Here is a 15,506-nt window from a genome sequence, read left to right as displayed (position 1 = left end):
AATAAACAACTACTTTTATTTCAATAAGTTGTTTAGTGGATGAGATATTAATTGAAGTGAATTTAAGATAAGTTAAATGATAGTCATTTTTAGGAGAAAATCAAGCTTAATTGATTTGCCCTAACCTATTGATTTTTCTTTTTTATTTTAAATTATAGAATATAAACAAAAATGCTTAACGATAATTAATCTATTTAATTTAAAGTTATTTAAAATAAAACGCATAGAGCATGAAAAATTAAATTAATGAGTTTTTTCATTAATGAAATTAATTGTTTTAGTTCCATATAATGAAACACCAACGCCGCTTTAAATATAAAATAGGCGTTGGTGCTTGAGTTTAGGGCTAATTAACGGTTATTTGAGACACGAGAATACAATAAGCGTTATTTCTTTCTCAGCTTTTGTTGAGTGTATAATGCATCTAATGTAAATAAAATTAATGCAACCCAGATAAACCCAAAGGTGATTAGCAGTTCAGAAGTTATGACTTCACCATACATAAAGACTGCCAATAAGAACATAATACTTGGCCCTATGTATTGGAAGAAACCGAGTGTGGATAGTCTTAAATGGTTAGCCGCTTCTGTAAATAGCAGTAATGGCACAGTCGTAATGACCCCTGCAGCAATCAACAGGGCGTTGAGATGCCAATCATTCATTGCCATGTTGCTAGTTGGACTATCTGCAAAGAATAACAAGAAAATAATGCCGACAGGGAGCAACCAAAGTGTTTCAAAGGTCATTCCAATTTGGGCATCCACGCCCAGTTTTTTACGTAATAACCCGTACGTCGCGAAAGTCACTGCAAGGCTTAAGCCAATCACAGGGACAGAACCGAATTGCCAGAGTTGGATTAAGACGCCAGTTAAAGCAAGACCCACGGCTATCCATTGCATGCGGCGAAAACGTTCTTGTAGAAACAGCATCCCAAATAAAACGTTAACGAGTGGGTTGATAAAATAGCCAAGGCTGGCTTGTAGCATGTGGCCATTATTAACCGACCAAATGTAAATTAACCAGTTACAAGCAATGGTGCTTGCTGTTACGCCAAGGATTAATATTTTCTTGGGCTGTTTGAGTACTTGGCGTAAATAACTCCAGTGACGCGTTACCGTTAATAACAAAAGCATAAAGAAAAATGACCAAATAATACGATGAGTCAGGATTTCTTCTGCGGGCACTTCTTGGATGCTTTTAAAATAAATAGGTGCGACACCCCAAATAAAATAGGCGCCTAAGGCACATAATACGCCTTTGGTAGTATTTTGCTGGCTCATTGTTGGCTCTGAAATTGAATTAAAGACAAAAAAGAAACTTATACAGAGATAACGAGCCGTAGATTATGCAGATCATGCGGCTCGATTTTTGATGCTTCTAATGTGACATTGCTCATGTTTTTTTACAAGCTATTAGTTTACTAGGTAACTAATTATTTACAAGAATGGTTTATCCTACGAGATAAGTCGCTGTTGCTGTTGCAATATGTTGATTATTTTCATTATGTAGTTCACAACGTGTGACGGCAATCTTATTACCATCTCGCAGTAAGCTTGCACTCGCTGTAAATAACTCTCCACGACCTGGACGCAAATAATCGACACGTAAATCAATGGTGCCCATTCGTGACATTTTATCCACAATTTCTGAATGAGTGAGGGGGTTAATACGCTGTAAAATACGATTAATACACACCATACCCCCAGCAACATCCAAAATAGAAGCAATCACGCCACCATGTAGGATATTTTGTGTAAAATTGCCGATTAATTCTTGGCGATTTTCAATGGTGAGTTGAACAAAGTCGTCATTAATATGTGCCAGTTTAATGCCGAGTAGCTGATTAAACGGCATTTTATAGATAAATGCGTGGCTCATTAACTCACTGGCTTCTTCTAAAGTATAAGTACGGTCATTCATCGGTTTCATCCCTTAAATAATATGTAAATAGAAAGTTAACATTATGTGTTAACTATGTCTCTAACAAACGTATGAATAATCTTTCAACAGCGATAGTGTTTTATGTGTAAAATAGGACAAACTTTATTTTTATGATAATGAAAATAGGAATGACTAATGCGCGCTTTACCGATGTTGATAAGTGCAGTGCTCTGTTTTTGGTCTGCTTCACTGTTTGCTACTGAAAATACGGATATTCAAGCCGAACAGAATATAAAGGATAATACGCCAATTCGTGGCAGCATTATTTCTGGCTTATTGCAAAATTACGATAATCCATTTGTTTTGTATCCTTACGAATCTAATTACATTATTTATACCTATACCTCCTCAATGAATAAACACGCAATTTCCAGTTATAACTGGGGTGACGATGCGTTAAAGGATGAAGTTAAATTTCAACTAAGCTTAGCATTCCCACTTTGGGCGGGTATCGCAGGGGATGATTCTATTTTAGCGGTTTCGTATACTCAGCGTTCTTGGTGGCAGCTAAGCAATAAAAAAGAGTCCTCTCCTTTTCGGGAAACCAATTACGAACCTCAAGTCTTTGTTGGCTGGTTAACGGATTATCAATTTGCGGGTTGGACTTTACGTGAATTTGAAACGGGTTTTAACCATGAATCCAATGGCCGCTCTGATCCAACATCCCGCAGTTGGAACCGTATTTATGCACGAGCCATGGCACAAAATGGCAATTGGCAGGTTGACCTTAAACCGTGGTATCGCATTCATGAAAGTGAAGGCAGCGATGATAACTCGGATATCACAAAATACATGGGGTATTACCGCGTAAAAGTTGGCTATGCGCTGGGGGACAGTGTCTTTACCACCACGGGTCGTTATAATTGGAATACAGGGTATGGCGGCGCAGAATTAGGTTGGAGTTACCCAATCAGTAAACATGTGCGATTTTATACCCAGTTATTTAGCGGTTATGGCGAGTCAATGATAGACTACAATTATCGCCAAACACGTTTTGGTATTGGTGTTATGCTAAACGATATGATGTAGTTTAGATTCCCCACCACCCCGATATTATCTGACATGGCTGAATTGCCGTGTCATAAACCAACAATTTCGCTGCTCAAATGGGCAGCGACTTGTTTTAGAGATTGAGGAAGTTTGTGTCCACTGCTTGTGTCATTAACCAACTTTCACTGGCTGAAAACGTGCTCAATAGTACGTTTGGTTATCAGTCATTCCGTCCCGGCCAAGATGCGGTTATCGGTGCTATTTTAGATAACCGTGATTGTTTAGTATTAATGCCAACAGGTGGTGGAAAGTCCTTGTGTTATCAAGTGCCTGCACTGGTAAAACAAGGTGTGACATTGGTGGTTTCACCGCTGATTTCCTTGATGAAAGACCAAGTTGACCAATTGCGTTTGCATGGTGTGAATGCGGCGTGTTTAAACTCATCACAAACTCCGTTAGAGCAGCGCCAAATCATGGAGTTATGCAGCAATGGTGAGATAAAACTGCTGTATGTTGCCCCTGAACGGTTATTAACCGAGTATTTTCTCAATCAGCTCTCCAGTTGGGACATCACGTTATTAGCGGTGGATGAAGCCCACTGCATTTCCCAATGGGGGCATGATTTTCGGCCTGAATATCGTGCATTAGGGCAATTGCGCCAAGCGTTGCCCAATGTGCCTGTTATGGCACTAACCGCAACGGCTGATGAAACAACACGAACTGATATCATTCGTTTATTGGAACTCCATGATCCACTCGTTCATGTAAGTAGCTTTGATAGACCGAATATCCGTTACACGCTAGTCGAAAAATATAAGCCATTGGACCAACTTTGGTTTTTTATTAAAGGCCAAAAAGGTAAAGCGGGCATTGTGTACTGCAATAGCCGCAGTAAGGTGGAAGAGACCGCAGAACGCCTACAAAAGCGCGGTTTGAGTGTCGCGGCATACCATGCAGGGCTCGATAGCCAACAGCGTGAGTGGGTACAAGATGCTTTCTTGAAAGATAACTTGCAAATTGTGGTCGCGACTGTGGCGTTTGGTATGGGGATCAACAAATCAAACGTCCGTTTTGTGGCGCACTTTGATATCCCACGTAATATCGAAGCCTATTACCAAGAAACAGGGCGGGCAGGGCGCGATGGCGTTGAAGCCGAAGCAGTTTTATTTTATGACCCTGCGGATATGGCGTGGCTGCGCCGTTGCCTTGAAGAAAAGCCCGCAGGTATGCAGCAGGACATCGAGCGGCACAAACTTAATGCGATTGCCGCCTTTGCTGAAGCACAAACTTGCCGCCGCTTGGTGTTGCTCAATTACTTTGGCGAAAATCGCCAGCAGCCTTGCGGGAACTGCGACATTTGTTTAGATCCACCAAAACAATACGATGGGTTAATTGATGCTCAAAAAGCACTTTCTTGTATTTATCGTGTTGGTCAGCGCTTTGGTATCGGCTATATTGTTGAAGTACTGCGTGGGGCGAATAACCAACGTATTCGTGATTTGGGCCATGATAAATTACCAGTTTACGGCATTGGTAAAGATCAAAGTAATGAACATTGGATAAGTGTGATCCGCCAATTGATCCACTTAGGAATGATCACTCAAAATATTACCCATTTCTCGGCGCTGCAATTAACGGAAGCGGCAAGGCCTATTTTACGCGGGGAATCTGCGTTACAGCTTGCTGTACCGCGTGTTTTAGTCACAAAAAGCCGTAATCAGCAAAACAAAGTTTACCATGGCAATTATGATAAGAAGCTGTTTGCCAAACTGCGAAAATTACGTAAGTCGATAGCGGATGAGGACAATATCCCGCCATTTGTGGTGTTTAACGATGCCACATTAATTGAAATGGCAGAGCATGTTCCGACAACCCCCGCAGAATTACTGTTAATTAATGGCGTTGGCGAGCGCAAACTTGAGCGTTTTGGCGAGTCATTTATGACTCTCATCCGAGACCACCTTGAAGGTTATGAATGAATAAATAAGGAATACGAGGATGACGCCTGAAAGCCTAAAAAAGCGCTGGTTAACTCGAGAAACACAGTTTTCAGCTTTTGCCAATGGCCCACTTTTAGACTTTTGGCAGCGCCGTGAAGAGCTGAGTTTTCAGGGCGTTGATGATATCTCTATTCACTATGTTCGGTTTATTCATCCAAAGCATCATAAAGCCATTGTCATTTCGCCAGGTCGCAGCGAAAGCTACGTGAAATACCCCGAAGTGGCGTATGATTTTTATCACTTAGGTTATGATGTTTTTATTCTTGATCATCGTGGGCAAGGGCGATCAGGGCGCATGTTAGCGGATCCTCAAAAAGGTCATGTCGAAAAATTTACCGATTATATTGATGATTTTGAAAAGTTTATTGAGTTAGAAGTTAAGTATCGCCATTACCCGAAGTGTTATGCATTAGCCCACTCCATGGGAAGTGCAATTTTAGCGGGTTACCTACTGCGTGATAATGTGACCTTTGACGCAGCAACGCTGTGTGCACCAATGATTGGCATTAATTTGCCGATGCCACGTTGGATGGCGAGCTTTATCGTCGATAGAGCCGAATCACGTGAAAGTGTGCGTAATGATTACGCGGCTTCAACGGGTAAGTGGCAACCTTTGCCGTATTTAATCAACGTATTAACCCATAGTTCAGAGCGTTATCGGCGCTATTTACGTTACTATGCGGATTACCCAGAATTGCGACTTGGTGGCCCAACATACCACTGGTTACGCGAAAGTTTTGCGATTGGTGATGAGCTGATTGCAAAAGCGGGAGAAATTGATGTACCACTGATGGTGTTAGAAGCAAGTGAAGAAAAAGTGGTCAGCAATAAAGAGCTACAAGCTTTTTGTCAAAGTCGGCAAAAAGCGCAAATAGGACGAGAAGAAAAATTACCCCTCATTATCGAAGGGGCTCACCATGAAATCCTATTTGAAGTGGATGCGTTAAGAGCCATGGCGCTCAATGCTATCTGTGATTTTTTTGACCAGTATTAGTTAGGGTTTGAATATGAAATATCCGTTAGTGGCTTCCGATTTGGATGGGACACTGTTATCACCCAACCATGATTTAACGTCTTATACCAAAGACACATTAAAAGAACTCGTCGCAACACAGAATGTGCATTTTGTGTTTGCAACAGGTCGTCATCATGTGGATGTTGCACAAATCCGTGATGGGTTAGGTATTGATGCCTATATGATCACCTCTAATGGGGCAAGGATCCATAATACCCAAGGGGATTTAATTTTTGAGCACAATGTGGATCCTGAAATTGCCCATGAGCTTTGCTTGATGGAGTTTGATAACCCAGAACTTATCACGAACTATTACCATGGTGATGACTGGTTTATTAACCGTGAAAGCCCTGAACAAAAAGAGTTTTTTAAAGAATCGGTATTTAATTATCAATTGTTTGACCGTCATGATTTTGTGAAATCTGAAGTGTGCAAAGTCTATTTTACCAGTGAAGATCACGACCTTCTGGTGGATTTACAGCAACGAATTCAAAACCGTTGGCAAGACCGAGTAAACGTTACTTTTTCGCTGCGTAGTTGCTTAGAAGTGATGGCAGGGGCGGTTTCTAAGGGAGAAGCCCTCAAACAAGTCGCTGCGTTACATGGTTTGGTAGCGAATGACAGTATTGCATTTGGTGACGGCATGAATGATAAAGAGATGCTAACCATCGCAGGAAAAGGCTGCATTATGCAAAATGCTCATCAACTGCTCAAAGATGCCTTACCACAAATGGAAATTATTGGTTCAAATGCGGATGATGCAGTTGCGCGTTATTTAAGACATCAATACCTTAATCAGTAATAATCTATTTTTATGAGATAAATAAGCCAGATAGACTCAATGTTTGTCTGGCTTTTTTCATATATCTGGATTAAAAATGAGGATAGCCCGTGTGTTATGCAGCGAAACGTGCTTTTTGTAAAAATTAGGTCACTTTTCCTATTTTTTCCTACTTAAACTGAATTTACACTATGGGAATGGGTGTTCGAGTCGATATTAATGGATAGCGCTGTGTTCACAGTTAGCAAATTGCACTGTTGAGGGTTCTTTAGGATGAAAAAAGTTGCGTTAGCACTGTTGTTGGGTTCTGTTTGCTTTAGCTCTATCTTAACCGCTAAGCCTGTCGTCGCACCGACAGCGGCCTCATCAACGCAACAGCCTACCTTGGAGCAAATTACACAGTTAGCGCAAAAAGGTGACCCAACGGCTCAATTTCAACTGGGTGAACGTTATTTCAAAGGCCAAGGTGTTTCCCAAGATTCTAAAATTGCTGCCGAGTGGTTTATTAAGGCAGGAAACCAAGGTAACTCCGATGCCCAGTTTCGGCTAGGTACCATGTTTGTCAATGGCTTTGGTGTTCGCCGTGACTATGACAAAGCGATGCTGTGGTATGAACAAGCGGCAGACAACGGTGATACACGTGCAGAAACCAATATGGCGATGATGTACGCGCAAGGCCTTGGTGTGGCGCAGAATTTAGAAAAAGCTGCATTTTGGTTTAGAAAGGCGGCACAAGGGGGAAATGTTATCGCTCAATTCCATATTGGCCAAATGTATTCCATTGGCAGCGGTGTTGATTTAGATGATGAAAAAGCCGTATTTTGGTTCCGTAAAGCGGCGAAACAGCATGATGCGAAATCCCAAGATCGCCTCGGAGTGATGTATTCTGAAGGGCGTGGTGTGAAGAAAAACTTATTACAAGCCTACGCTTGGCTATCAACTGCTGTGTATAGCGGTAATGCGGAAAGCCATCGCCTACAAGAGAAAATCGCAGCCCAATTAGACCCAACTGAAATGGAGCAAGCGCAAAAGCTGGCGGAAGGGTATATCAAATCCTACGGGCATAAAGATAGCTAAATTTTAGCGCACTAGCGGGAGAACAGCTGGACTCCCTCCATCACGATGATTGATAGTACAAAGTAGCACCAGCTCAGCCGATAAAAGCGGTTATACCCCCATCCTCGTCGGATCTCTAATTGCAATGGCTTAGTTGAAAGCTTGGCGGCAATTATCCGAAATACCACAATATAAAACAGACAATAGGCTTGCCAGAGATAGAGTATCTTGAAGGCAAATGCTTTTCCTACGATTAATAAGATAATTAATGGGATCAAAAAGAATAAAATCGACCCAACTCGTTCGAGTTGGGTGACTCGCAATAGAATCTCTTCGTCTTTATCGCTTAAACGCTGTGCCATGATACAGCCTACAGCTCACCCGATTTACGTGAAGGATTTCGCGCAGAAAGGTTATTAGTCGCACTTTGCAGTGAGTTATCGCGCACATCCACCCTTGCTTGGAATGGTGGGAACGGTAAGGTAATACCTTGTTCTGCAAAGGAGGCTAAAATATTTTGGTGAATTTCATGGCGAGCTGGCAAACGGTGACCCATTTCTGCGGCATACACCCGTAATTCAAATATTTGAATACCTTGTTGTAAATCAACCAGATAAACCTCAGGAGCAGGGTTGTCTAGGATCATTGTAGAGCGTTTTGCTGCCCGCAAAATGGTATTGGTGACTAGCTCACTGTTCGCATCGGAGGGGGCAGGGATCGTCATTACAATACGAGTAATAGTGTCGGAGAGCGACCAGTTAATAAATTGCTCAGTGATAAAGGCTTTATTCGGTACAATAATTTCTTTTCTATCCCAGTCCGTTAAGGTCGTCGCACGCGTGTTGATCTTCGTGATACTGCCCGTTAAGTTACGAATAGTGACGGTATCACCGATACGGATAGGTTTTTCGAAAAGGATCATCAAGCCGGAAATAATATTGGCGAAGATCTCTTGTAAGCCAAAGCCAAGCCCAACCCCCATCGCAGCAACCAGCCATTGTAGCTTCGACCATTCGATACCTAACATTGAGAAACCAACAATGGTACCAATAATGGTAATGGTGTATTTCGTGAGCGTGCTGATAGCGTAGCCTGTGCCCGGTGTTAAATCTAAATGTTGCAATACGGCTAATTCAAGCAGTGCAGGCAAATTTCGGACTAATTGTGCGGTGACGATAATGGTTAGGATCGCGATAAAAATAGAGCCCATTGTAATCGGCTGTACGGTGTCCACACCATTGATGGTAGATGTCACATCCCATAAGCGAATGTTTTCAAGGAAAGAAAACGCCGTATGTAATTCAGACCACAGCCAAATCAAGGAAACCAAGGCTATCATGGTTAAAATTGAGCGCACTAAGCCAACAGATTGAGTACTGATGGTATCGAGGTCGATAACTTGTTCCTCGATATCAATATTCCCTTCGTTACTACCACTTGATTGTGCGTTATCGTCTTCCCCTTTTGCTCGTTGAGCAAGGATTTCAGCACGGCGTTGTTTCGCACGTTCAAAAGCCAGTTTACGGCGCTGCATCGACATCCAACGGCGAATAGTGTGATAGATAATTAAAATCACAAACCAAATCGCTACAGAGGTTTCTAAGCGGGCAAGTAACGCTTGTGATGTTGAGAAGTAGCCGAGGATTGAGAAGAATGCCGCCACAATTGGGGCAAGCAAGATCATCCACCACAAACCTTTATTAACAACATTGTCCCCTGAACTGTGCCTATCCAAATAAAGCGGGATCTGGGAACGGCGTAAATTATTGGTGATTAAGCTTAATGCTACACAGAGGAAAATAAAGCAGAAGCGGCCGACACTGGCAGCGAATTCGCGGTCGCTATAATGTTCGAAGGTAATAATCGACATGACCAATGGGACGATAACAAATATCGCCATACGGTAATAACGCATGGCTCGTTTTACTGCATCTTTATCCCAGCCAAAATGGGCAATAAATAAGCCTGTCGGTCGAGAGAACGTCTCACTGATCATAAACAGCCACAGTAGTGGTGTAGTCGCACTGACCCCGTAACCAATCGCGGCTGCCATGGGGTATTGCCATGCACTTTGTAGCCCATAACCAATAGCAGACCACATCATTGGTAATGGTAAGGCAACGATAATTGACCAGAAAATGGTTCGAATAGTGAGATAAAAACGGTCTTGGGTAACTTTACCAATCCGCAAACTGGAGCGATCTAAGAATGCTTGATAATGCTTGCGCGTACTTACGCTGAATATGACCAATATGATGGAGCCCAACAGATACAAAAAGGTATCTTGCGTGGTCAGCATCACATTCAATGCTCCCGCCACTTGGGAGAGGGTATCCAAAGAGAGTAATTGTGTAATATCTGTGACTAATAAAACGGGGTAATTGATACTGATGGGGGGCACATCGGCCACCCAGAACAGATAACGGTTTGATGCGTCTTTAACTTCTTTGAGTGCATCTGTTAATTGCCCCGTCGCCACGTTGAGCTTCGTGAGCTCCAACATCTCAGCATCAAGGCCTGAAATTAACGACGTTAACAGTTCTCGGCGCGTTTTGATCAGCGATTGATAGACTTGAACCTGTGCAGGATTAAGCGCGTGCTCCGCTTCTTGCTCGGTAGTATCAATTTTACCTAATCTATCAAGGGCATCTTCGTAATTTAAGCGCTGAACGCGTAAATCTGCCATTTCGCGGTCAAGCTGCTGGCTTTTGGGGATCTCTGGCAAGCGAGATAATTGCGATCTTAAGGCTTCCCCAAGCGTGCTTGAGCTGCTAATCCACTGAGCTTGTTCGCGGATTGTCGTTAGTGCTTGGCGAGCATCGCGAATGCTGGTGGACATTTCGGTTTGACTAGTATTAATCGCACTCATGCGCTGAGCTTGCTGAGTCAGCTCTTGAGACATTTTGCGGTTAATATCTAATTCTTCGGTTAAGAAGGGGGTTAGCTCCCCTTGTGCCGCCAACATTTCCGTGTGCTCAAGTGCCAAAATTGCTTTTTGTTGGCGCTGAGTGTTTTGGAAATCACGCAGGTTTTGCAGTTCAAGCTCCATGCGTTGATAGCGCTTTTTATACAACTCCAAGGTTAGGCGAGATATTTCTTGGCGGTTATTGGCAGAAAGCTGCGCCATTTCCAGTTCATTTACCGTAGACTTGCGAGCACTTACTTCGGCTTGAGCCAAGGTATATTGCGCATCAGATAACGGTGTTGAAGGCGCACTGAGGGATTGGAAACGGGAATTTGCTTCGGTGAGCAAGCGCCTTGCTTCAGACAACTGTTGAGGCAATATGCTTAATGACTCACTGATTTCACGGCCTTTATCTTGCTCTTGCTGCGTTAAGCGGCTTTGGTCCAATAGCTGGCTGCTCAGCTGGATTATACGCTGCTCAAGTTCACCTAAATTAATCCCAACAGGAATAGGGTTTGGCTCATCGCTTTCATTAAGTACTTTTTGACGTATTTCTTTGATAATTTTAGGGAAATTATCAATGGCTTCTTGGTAAGACTTGGCTTTGGCGTCGGAATCGCGGGTTTCGCTCATCCAATTCAACGCCCCTTGTAACGCCTGAGCAATTTCGGCGTCTTTCGGGTTAGTGCTCGATTCGAGCTGTTTGAGCTCCTGCTTAATCTGTGCTTCATCCTGCGATGCTGTAGGCGCCGCAACAGAAGAAAAAGCGATTAACAAGCTAAGTACAAAACTGATAATCAAACGCACAGTGAGGAGCTCCTTCAAAGACATAAGCGCAAATTAAACGTCGACAGATTCATTGTGAGTCTCAACGGAAACCGTCTCGGCGAGCAATTCACCCATGCGTGTTGCATAGCCTGGGATCAGTGAGGAGTTAAAGGTGACTTTGTTTGGTTCAAACAAATTAATCACCGTGGAGCCTAACTTAAACAGCCCCATTTCTTCACCTTTTTTCAGGAATACTGCACCTTCAGAATCTAATTCAGGGTAAACCCAACGCTTGATGACGCCTTCACGGCTGGTATTTACGCAACCACTCCAAACCGTTTCAATACTACCCACAATGGTGGCACCGACTAAAATTTGCACCATAAGACCAACAGGGGTATCAAAGACACAAATTAAGCGCTCATTACGCGCAAATAGGTTTGGAACGTTTTGTGCGGTTAATGGATTTACAGAAAATAAATCACCTGGAACATAAATCATCTCTTTCAGCAAGCCATCGCATGGCATGTGAACACGGTGATAGTCACTTGGCGAAAGGTAAGTGGTAATAAACTCGCCGCCACGAAAACGTTCTGCTAATTGATATTGACCCGCAAGTAAGGCTTCAACGGTATAGTTATGGCCTTTAGCTTGGAAAATTTGGTCTTCATTGATAGGGCCTAATTGGCTCACAGCACCATCTGCTGGCTGTGCCAATTGGTTGTCTTTTTCAACAATCGGGCGAGCGTCTTCTTTGAGCAGACGAATAAAGAAGTCATTAAAGGTTGCATACGCAGTGAGTTCGCTTTTTTGCGCTTCATTCATGTTCACTTTATAGGCTTTAGCAAACAGCTTAATTGCCCATTGTGTCAGAAACCCAGCGTTCCGACTTGCAAACCAGCCCGCAAATTCAGTAAGACATTGTTTTGGAAGCATATATTGCAAGCGGATCTTAAATTTATCTAGCACGTTAACCTCTGATTTTTAAAGGTATGTTAGCGAAAAGGCCGCTATTGTACACAGTTTATTCGTTGTATTTCAAACTGTCGCATTATGGGGCTATCATCCAGCGACAGCTTGAACTATTTAGCGCAAATTAGCGTCAATTAGAGCAAAGAATTGAGTAATAAAATTGTAAGTGCTTACTAACTTTATTTCTCTTTTCCGGTGAAATTGCCACGTGGCTTCACTTGTTCCAAGCTTTCTAGGATGCGATGGTAATTTTCAAAGCGCGACCCTGCAATTTTGTCTGTTTCTACGGCTTCACGTAACAGACAACCTGGATCATCTAAATGTTTACAGTCACGGAATTTACATCCGCCAAGGTAAGCTTTAAATTCGACAAATCCTTTCGTCACTTGTTCCGTGGTTAAATGCCACAAACCAAATTCACGAACACCAGGAGAGTCAATCACATCGCCACCGAGTGGGAAGTGGTATAAGCGGGCTGTGGTCGTGGTATGTTGCCCCAGACCTGAGTTATCGGAAACATCGTTAACTAAAATGGCTTCTTCATTATGCGGAAGCAATGCATTGAGCAAACTGGATTTACCAACACCGGATTGCCCAACAAATACTGAAACTTTACCTGCTAGCGCGTTAGTAAGTGCTTCCATTCCTTCATTAGTATGGCTGGAGACTTCTAACACTTGGTAGCCAATTTCACTGTAAATGGTCATTAAATCGCTCACCCACTCACGGTTTTCGTCATCGAGTAGGTCAACTTTGTTAAGGACGATAATCGGTTGAATGCCAATTGTTTCGCAGGCAACAAGATAACGGTCGATTATATTGAGCGAAAGTTCTGGCAAAATCGCGGAAACGACAACAATTTGGTCGATATTTGCAGCGATTGGTTTTAAACCATCGTAGTAATCAGGACGTGTGAGTACCGAGTGGCGTTCATGAACTGCTTCGACAATGCCATTAACCTTGATATCTGCTTGTGTATTCAAGGCAGGGCGCCACACCACTTTATCTCCTGTAACAAGGGATGAAATGGTTCTGCGCAAATTACAGCGTTGAATCGAGCCATCGTTCGCTTCAATATCAGCATGTTGCCCAAAGCGGCTAATCACTAAGCCTTCTTGTGCTTCACCTAATTGGCTATCATCAATTTCGACTGTTTTTTGCTTTTTCAGTCTTTTTTGATGATTTTCTTGAACTCGGCGCTGTTGGCCTTTCGAAAGTTTCTGTTTAGCCACCTGTCCTCTCTTCGCTATTGGCTGTCGTTGGAATATCACTCACGCATTAAGGCATGAAGAGTGCTATCATACCTTAACTTCACAGAATGCAGTTAGGGTATATCATGCAAAAGAATGAGAATAATTTAATTTGGATCGATTTAGAAATGACCGGCCTCGATCCCGTTCGTGATCGCATTATTGAAATTGCGACCATTGTAACAGATAGCCATCTTAATATTTTAGCAGAAGGCCCTGTGATTGCAGTACATCAGACGGATGAGCAACTGGCTTTGATGGATGAATGGAATGTGAATACGCATACAGGCAGCGGTTTAGTGGAGCGTGTGCGTAAAAGCGCCGTAAGCGAACGTGAAGCAGAGCTAGCCACGATTGAGTTCCTCGAAAAATGGGTTCCTAAAGGCGCATCACCAATTTGTGGTAATAGCGTTGGGCAAGATAGACGTTTCTTATTTAATTATATGCCTGAATTAGAAAGCTATTTTCATTATCGTTATTTAGATGTGAGCACGTTAAAAGAACTTGCTCGCCGCTGGAAGCCTGAAATTTTAACGGGTTTTTCGAAGAAAAATACCCATCAAGCGCTTGATGATATTCGCGAATCAGTCGCTGAACTGGCTTATTATCGAGAAACATTTATCAAAGAATAAATGTTGAATTAACGAAGAAGCCGCCCTTGAGGCGGTTTTTTTGTTTTTAATATAAAAATTGAGGGGTTACCTTTTTTGCTCAATATTGCAACAATAACAAGACTGCTATATACTTATGCTATATTGCATTGGTTGAGGAGGCTCATATGATCCAGCATGGTAAAGTTTTTATGAGTAATCGTACCCAAAATGTTCGCTTACCCGCTGAATTACGTTTTCCTGATGATGTGAAGGATGTCATTGTCAGAGCGAAAGGCAAAGAACGAATAATTACACCTGTTCAAAATTCATGGGATAGCTTCTTTTTGTCTGAACCTGCAATAACCGATGATTTCTTATCATCACGAGCAGAGCAGATTCCAACACAAAGAGAATCGTTTGATGATTAAATATTTACTTGATACAAATATTGTTATTTTTACGATAAAGCGCCGTCCAGAATCCTTATTACCTAAGTTTAATCAGTATGCAAGCCAGCTAGCGATATCAAGTATAACGTTAGCTGAACTTGTTTTTGGAGCGGAGAAAAGTATGAATCCCGCTAAAAACCTTGCGGTAGTGAGTGATTTTGTTTCTCGGTTAATGGTTTTACCTTACGATGATTTAGCCGCTTTTCATTATGGAGATATAAGAGCATCTCTTGAAAGACAAGGCCGACGAATTGGCGAAAATGACTTGCATATTGCTGCTCATGCAAGAAGCAAAGGCTTGATTGTGGTGACAAATAATACCAGAGAGTTTGAGATAGTTGATGGCTTAAGGTTGGAAGATTGGGTTAAGTAAGCGGTTAATTGTTATTGTATACCCATCTAAACTTTAAAAGTTACCAATGTTAATGTATTGAAATCAGATTTTTACAACGTTTGTTGATAAAACCACCATTGTGACTATTTTGTCGGCAAACGAACAAAAAAATAAAAATTTTGAGCGCAAAGGCTTGCTAGTCTCTGAATTTTTCGTATAATGCGCTCCCCGTACCGATGAAGTTTTTGTAATAGCGTCGGCACGGAAAACATCCAGAAATGGTATGCGGGAATAGCTCAGTTGGTAGAGCACGACCTTGCCAAGGTCGGGGTCGCGAGTTCGAGTCTCGTTTCCCGCTCCAAGCTTTCTTGATGTTTTAGCTAAAGCACTATTTTCGTGATGCGGGAATAGCTCAGTTGGTAGAGCACGACCTTGCCAAGGTCGGGGTCGCG

At 42.5% G+C, this 15,506-nt stretch carries 14 protein-coding genes and 1 tRNA gene; 9 read left to right on the top strand and 6 right to left on the bottom strand.

Annotated elements, in window-relative coordinates; translation table 11 throughout:
• Window positions 1-386: 386 nt before the first annotated feature.
• Both rarD and ABWP91_RS18920 read right to left on the bottom strand, forming a co-directional pair.
• Complete coding sequence (rarD, locus tag ABWP91_RS18925) at window positions 387-1,280, bottom strand: EamA family transporter RarD (RefSeq protein ID WP_353244554.1); 894 nt, start codon at window positions 1,278-1,280, stop codon at window positions 387-389.
• 169 nt (window positions 1,281-1,449) lie between these two features.
• On the bottom strand, window positions 1,450-1,920 hold the full coding sequence (locus tag ABWP91_RS18920) for a thioesterase family protein (protein ID WP_353244553.1): 471 nt from the start codon (window positions 1,918-1,920) through the stop codon (window positions 1,450-1,452).
• Window positions 1,921-2,076: 156 nt separating this feature from the next.
• Here ABWP91_RS18920 and pldA point away from each other — a divergent pair, with 156 nt between their 5' ends.
• The 5 genes from pldA (at window position 2,077) to ABWP91_RS18895 (ending at window position 7,804) form a co-directional block, all read left to right on the top strand.
• Entirely contained in the window at window positions 2,077-2,970 is an 894-nt protein-coding gene (gene pldA, locus ABWP91_RS18915; RefSeq protein ID WP_353244552.1) for a phospholipase A, read from the top strand.
• Window positions 2,971-3,083: 113 nt separating this feature from the next.
• Window positions 3,084-4,910: an ATP-dependent DNA helicase RecQ gene (gene recQ / locus ABWP91_RS18910; protein WP_353244551.1), complete on the top strand. Its 1,827-nt coding sequence runs from the start codon at window positions 3,084-3,086 to the stop codon at window positions 4,908-4,910.
• Between the two features lie 19 nt (window positions 4,911-4,929).
• A complete protein-coding gene (gene pldB / locus ABWP91_RS18905; protein ID WP_353244550.1) occupies window positions 4,930-5,925 on the top strand; it encodes a lysophospholipase L2 in 996 nt (331 codons plus the stop codon).
• 13 nt (window positions 5,926-5,938) lie between these two features.
• A complete protein-coding gene (gene yigL / locus ABWP91_RS18900) occupies window positions 5,939-6,748 on the top strand; it encodes a sugar/pyridoxal phosphate phosphatase YigL (protein WP_353244549.1) in 810 nt (269 codons plus the stop codon).
• A gap of 252 nt (window positions 6,749-7,000) precedes the next feature.
• A complete protein-coding gene (locus ABWP91_RS18895) occupies window positions 7,001-7,804 on the top strand; it encodes a tetratricopeptide repeat protein (RefSeq protein ID WP_353244548.1) in 804 nt (267 codons plus the stop codon).
• Between the two features lie 11 nt (window positions 7,805-7,815).
• Here ABWP91_RS18895 and ABWP91_RS18890 read toward each other — a convergent pair whose 3' ends face one another.
• The 4 genes from ABWP91_RS18890 to rsgA form a co-directional block, all read right to left on the bottom strand.
• Window positions 7,816-8,145: a hypothetical protein gene (locus tag ABWP91_RS18890; RefSeq protein WP_353244547.1), complete on the bottom strand. Its 330-nt coding sequence runs from the start codon at window positions 8,143-8,145 to the stop codon at window positions 7,816-7,818.
• A gap of 8 nt (window positions 8,146-8,153) precedes the next feature.
• Complete coding sequence (gene mscM / locus ABWP91_RS18885; protein WP_353244546.1) at window positions 8,154-11,495, bottom strand: miniconductance mechanosensitive channel MscM; 3,342 nt, start codon at window positions 11,493-11,495, stop codon at window positions 8,154-8,156.
• Window positions 11,496-11,528: 33 nt separating this feature from the next.
• Window positions 11,529-12,425, bottom strand: a complete 897-nt coding sequence (gene asd, locus ABWP91_RS18880; protein ID WP_353244545.1) for an archaetidylserine decarboxylase — start codon at window positions 12,423-12,425, stop codon at window positions 11,529-11,531.
• A gap of 182 nt (window positions 12,426-12,607) precedes the next feature.
• The gene (gene rsgA / locus ABWP91_RS18875; RefSeq protein WP_353244544.1) at window positions 12,608-13,660 is read right to left on the bottom strand and encodes a small ribosomal subunit biogenesis GTPase RsgA; all 1,053 of its coding nucleotides are present in this window, start codon (window positions 13,658-13,660) and stop codon (window positions 12,608-12,610) included.
• A gap of 104 nt (window positions 13,661-13,764) precedes the next feature.
• On the opposite strand from rsgA, the gene orn reads away from it, so the two are divergent.
• The 4 genes from orn to ABWP91_RS18855 all read left to right on the top strand — a co-directional run bounded on the left by orn (window position 13,765) and on the right by ABWP91_RS18855 (window position 15,415).
• Window positions 13,765-14,310 (top strand): oligoribonuclease, encoded by a 546-nt coding sequence (gene orn / locus ABWP91_RS18870; RefSeq protein ID WP_353244543.1) that lies wholly within the window; start codon window positions 13,765-13,767, stop codon window positions 14,308-14,310.
• A 146-nt stretch (window positions 14,311-14,456) separates the two neighbouring features.
• On the top strand, window positions 14,457-14,699 hold the full coding sequence (vapB, locus tag ABWP91_RS18865; protein WP_353244542.1) for a type II toxin-antitoxin system VapB family antitoxin: 243 nt from the start codon (window positions 14,457-14,459) through the stop codon (window positions 14,697-14,699).
• A complete protein-coding gene (gene vapC, locus ABWP91_RS18860; RefSeq protein WP_353244541.1) occupies window positions 14,692-15,093 on the top strand; it encodes a type II toxin-antitoxin system tRNA(fMet)-specific endonuclease VapC in 402 nt (133 codons plus the stop codon). The genes vapB and vapC overlap by 8 nt, the downstream gene beginning before the upstream one ends.
• Before the next feature lie 246 nt (window positions 15,094-15,339).
• A tRNA-Gly gene (locus ABWP91_RS18855) sits at window positions 15,340-15,415 on the top strand.
• Window positions 15,416-15,506: the final 91 nt, after the last annotated feature.

It is taken from the genome of Providencia sp. (assembly GCF_040396775.1).
Lineage (GTDB): Bacteria > Pseudomonadota > Gammaproteobacteria > Enterobacterales > Enterobacteriaceae > Providencia.
The sequence above is the reverse complement of the archived record's forward strand: the minus strand, read 5'-3'. Positions and strand labels throughout refer to the sequence as shown.

Excerpts from the sequence above, each read along its gene's own strand:
- ABWP91_RS18920 (WP_353244553.1), bottom strand. The coding sequence starts at position 1,920 with ATGAATGACCGTACTTATACTTTAGAAGAAGCCAGTGAGTTAATGAGC.
- orn (WP_353244543.1), top strand. The coding sequence starts at position 13,765 with ATGCAAAAGAATGAGAATAATTTAATTTGGATCGATTTAGAAATGACC.
- pldA (WP_353244552.1), top strand. The coding sequence starts at position 2,077 with ATGCGCGCTTTACCGATGTTGATAAGTGCAGTGCTCTGTTTTTGGTCT.
- pldB (WP_353244550.1), top strand. The coding sequence starts at position 4,930 with ATGACGCCTGAAAGCCTAAAAAAGCGCTGGTTAACTCGAGAAACACAG.
- rarD (WP_353244554.1), bottom strand. The coding sequence starts at position 1,280 with ATGAGCCAGCAAAATACTACCAAAGGCGTATTATGTGCCTTAGGCGCC.
- ABWP91_RS18895 (WP_353244548.1), top strand. The coding sequence starts at position 7,001 with ATGAAAAAAGTTGCGTTAGCACTGTTGTTGGGTTCTGTTTGCTTTAGC.
- yigL (WP_353244549.1), top strand. The coding sequence starts at position 5,939 with ATGAAATATCCGTTAGTGGCTTCCGATTTGGATGGGACACTGTTATCA.
- vapC (WP_353244541.1), top strand. The coding sequence starts at position 14,692 with ATGATTAAATATTTACTTGATACAAATATTGTTATTTTTACGATAAAG.
- vapB (WP_353244542.1), top strand. The coding sequence starts at position 14,457 with ATGATCCAGCATGGTAAAGTTTTTATGAGTAATCGTACCCAAAATGTT.
- ABWP91_RS18890 (WP_353244547.1), bottom strand. The coding sequence starts at position 8,145 with ATGGCACAGCGTTTAAGCGATAAAGACGAAGAGATTCTATTGCGAGTC.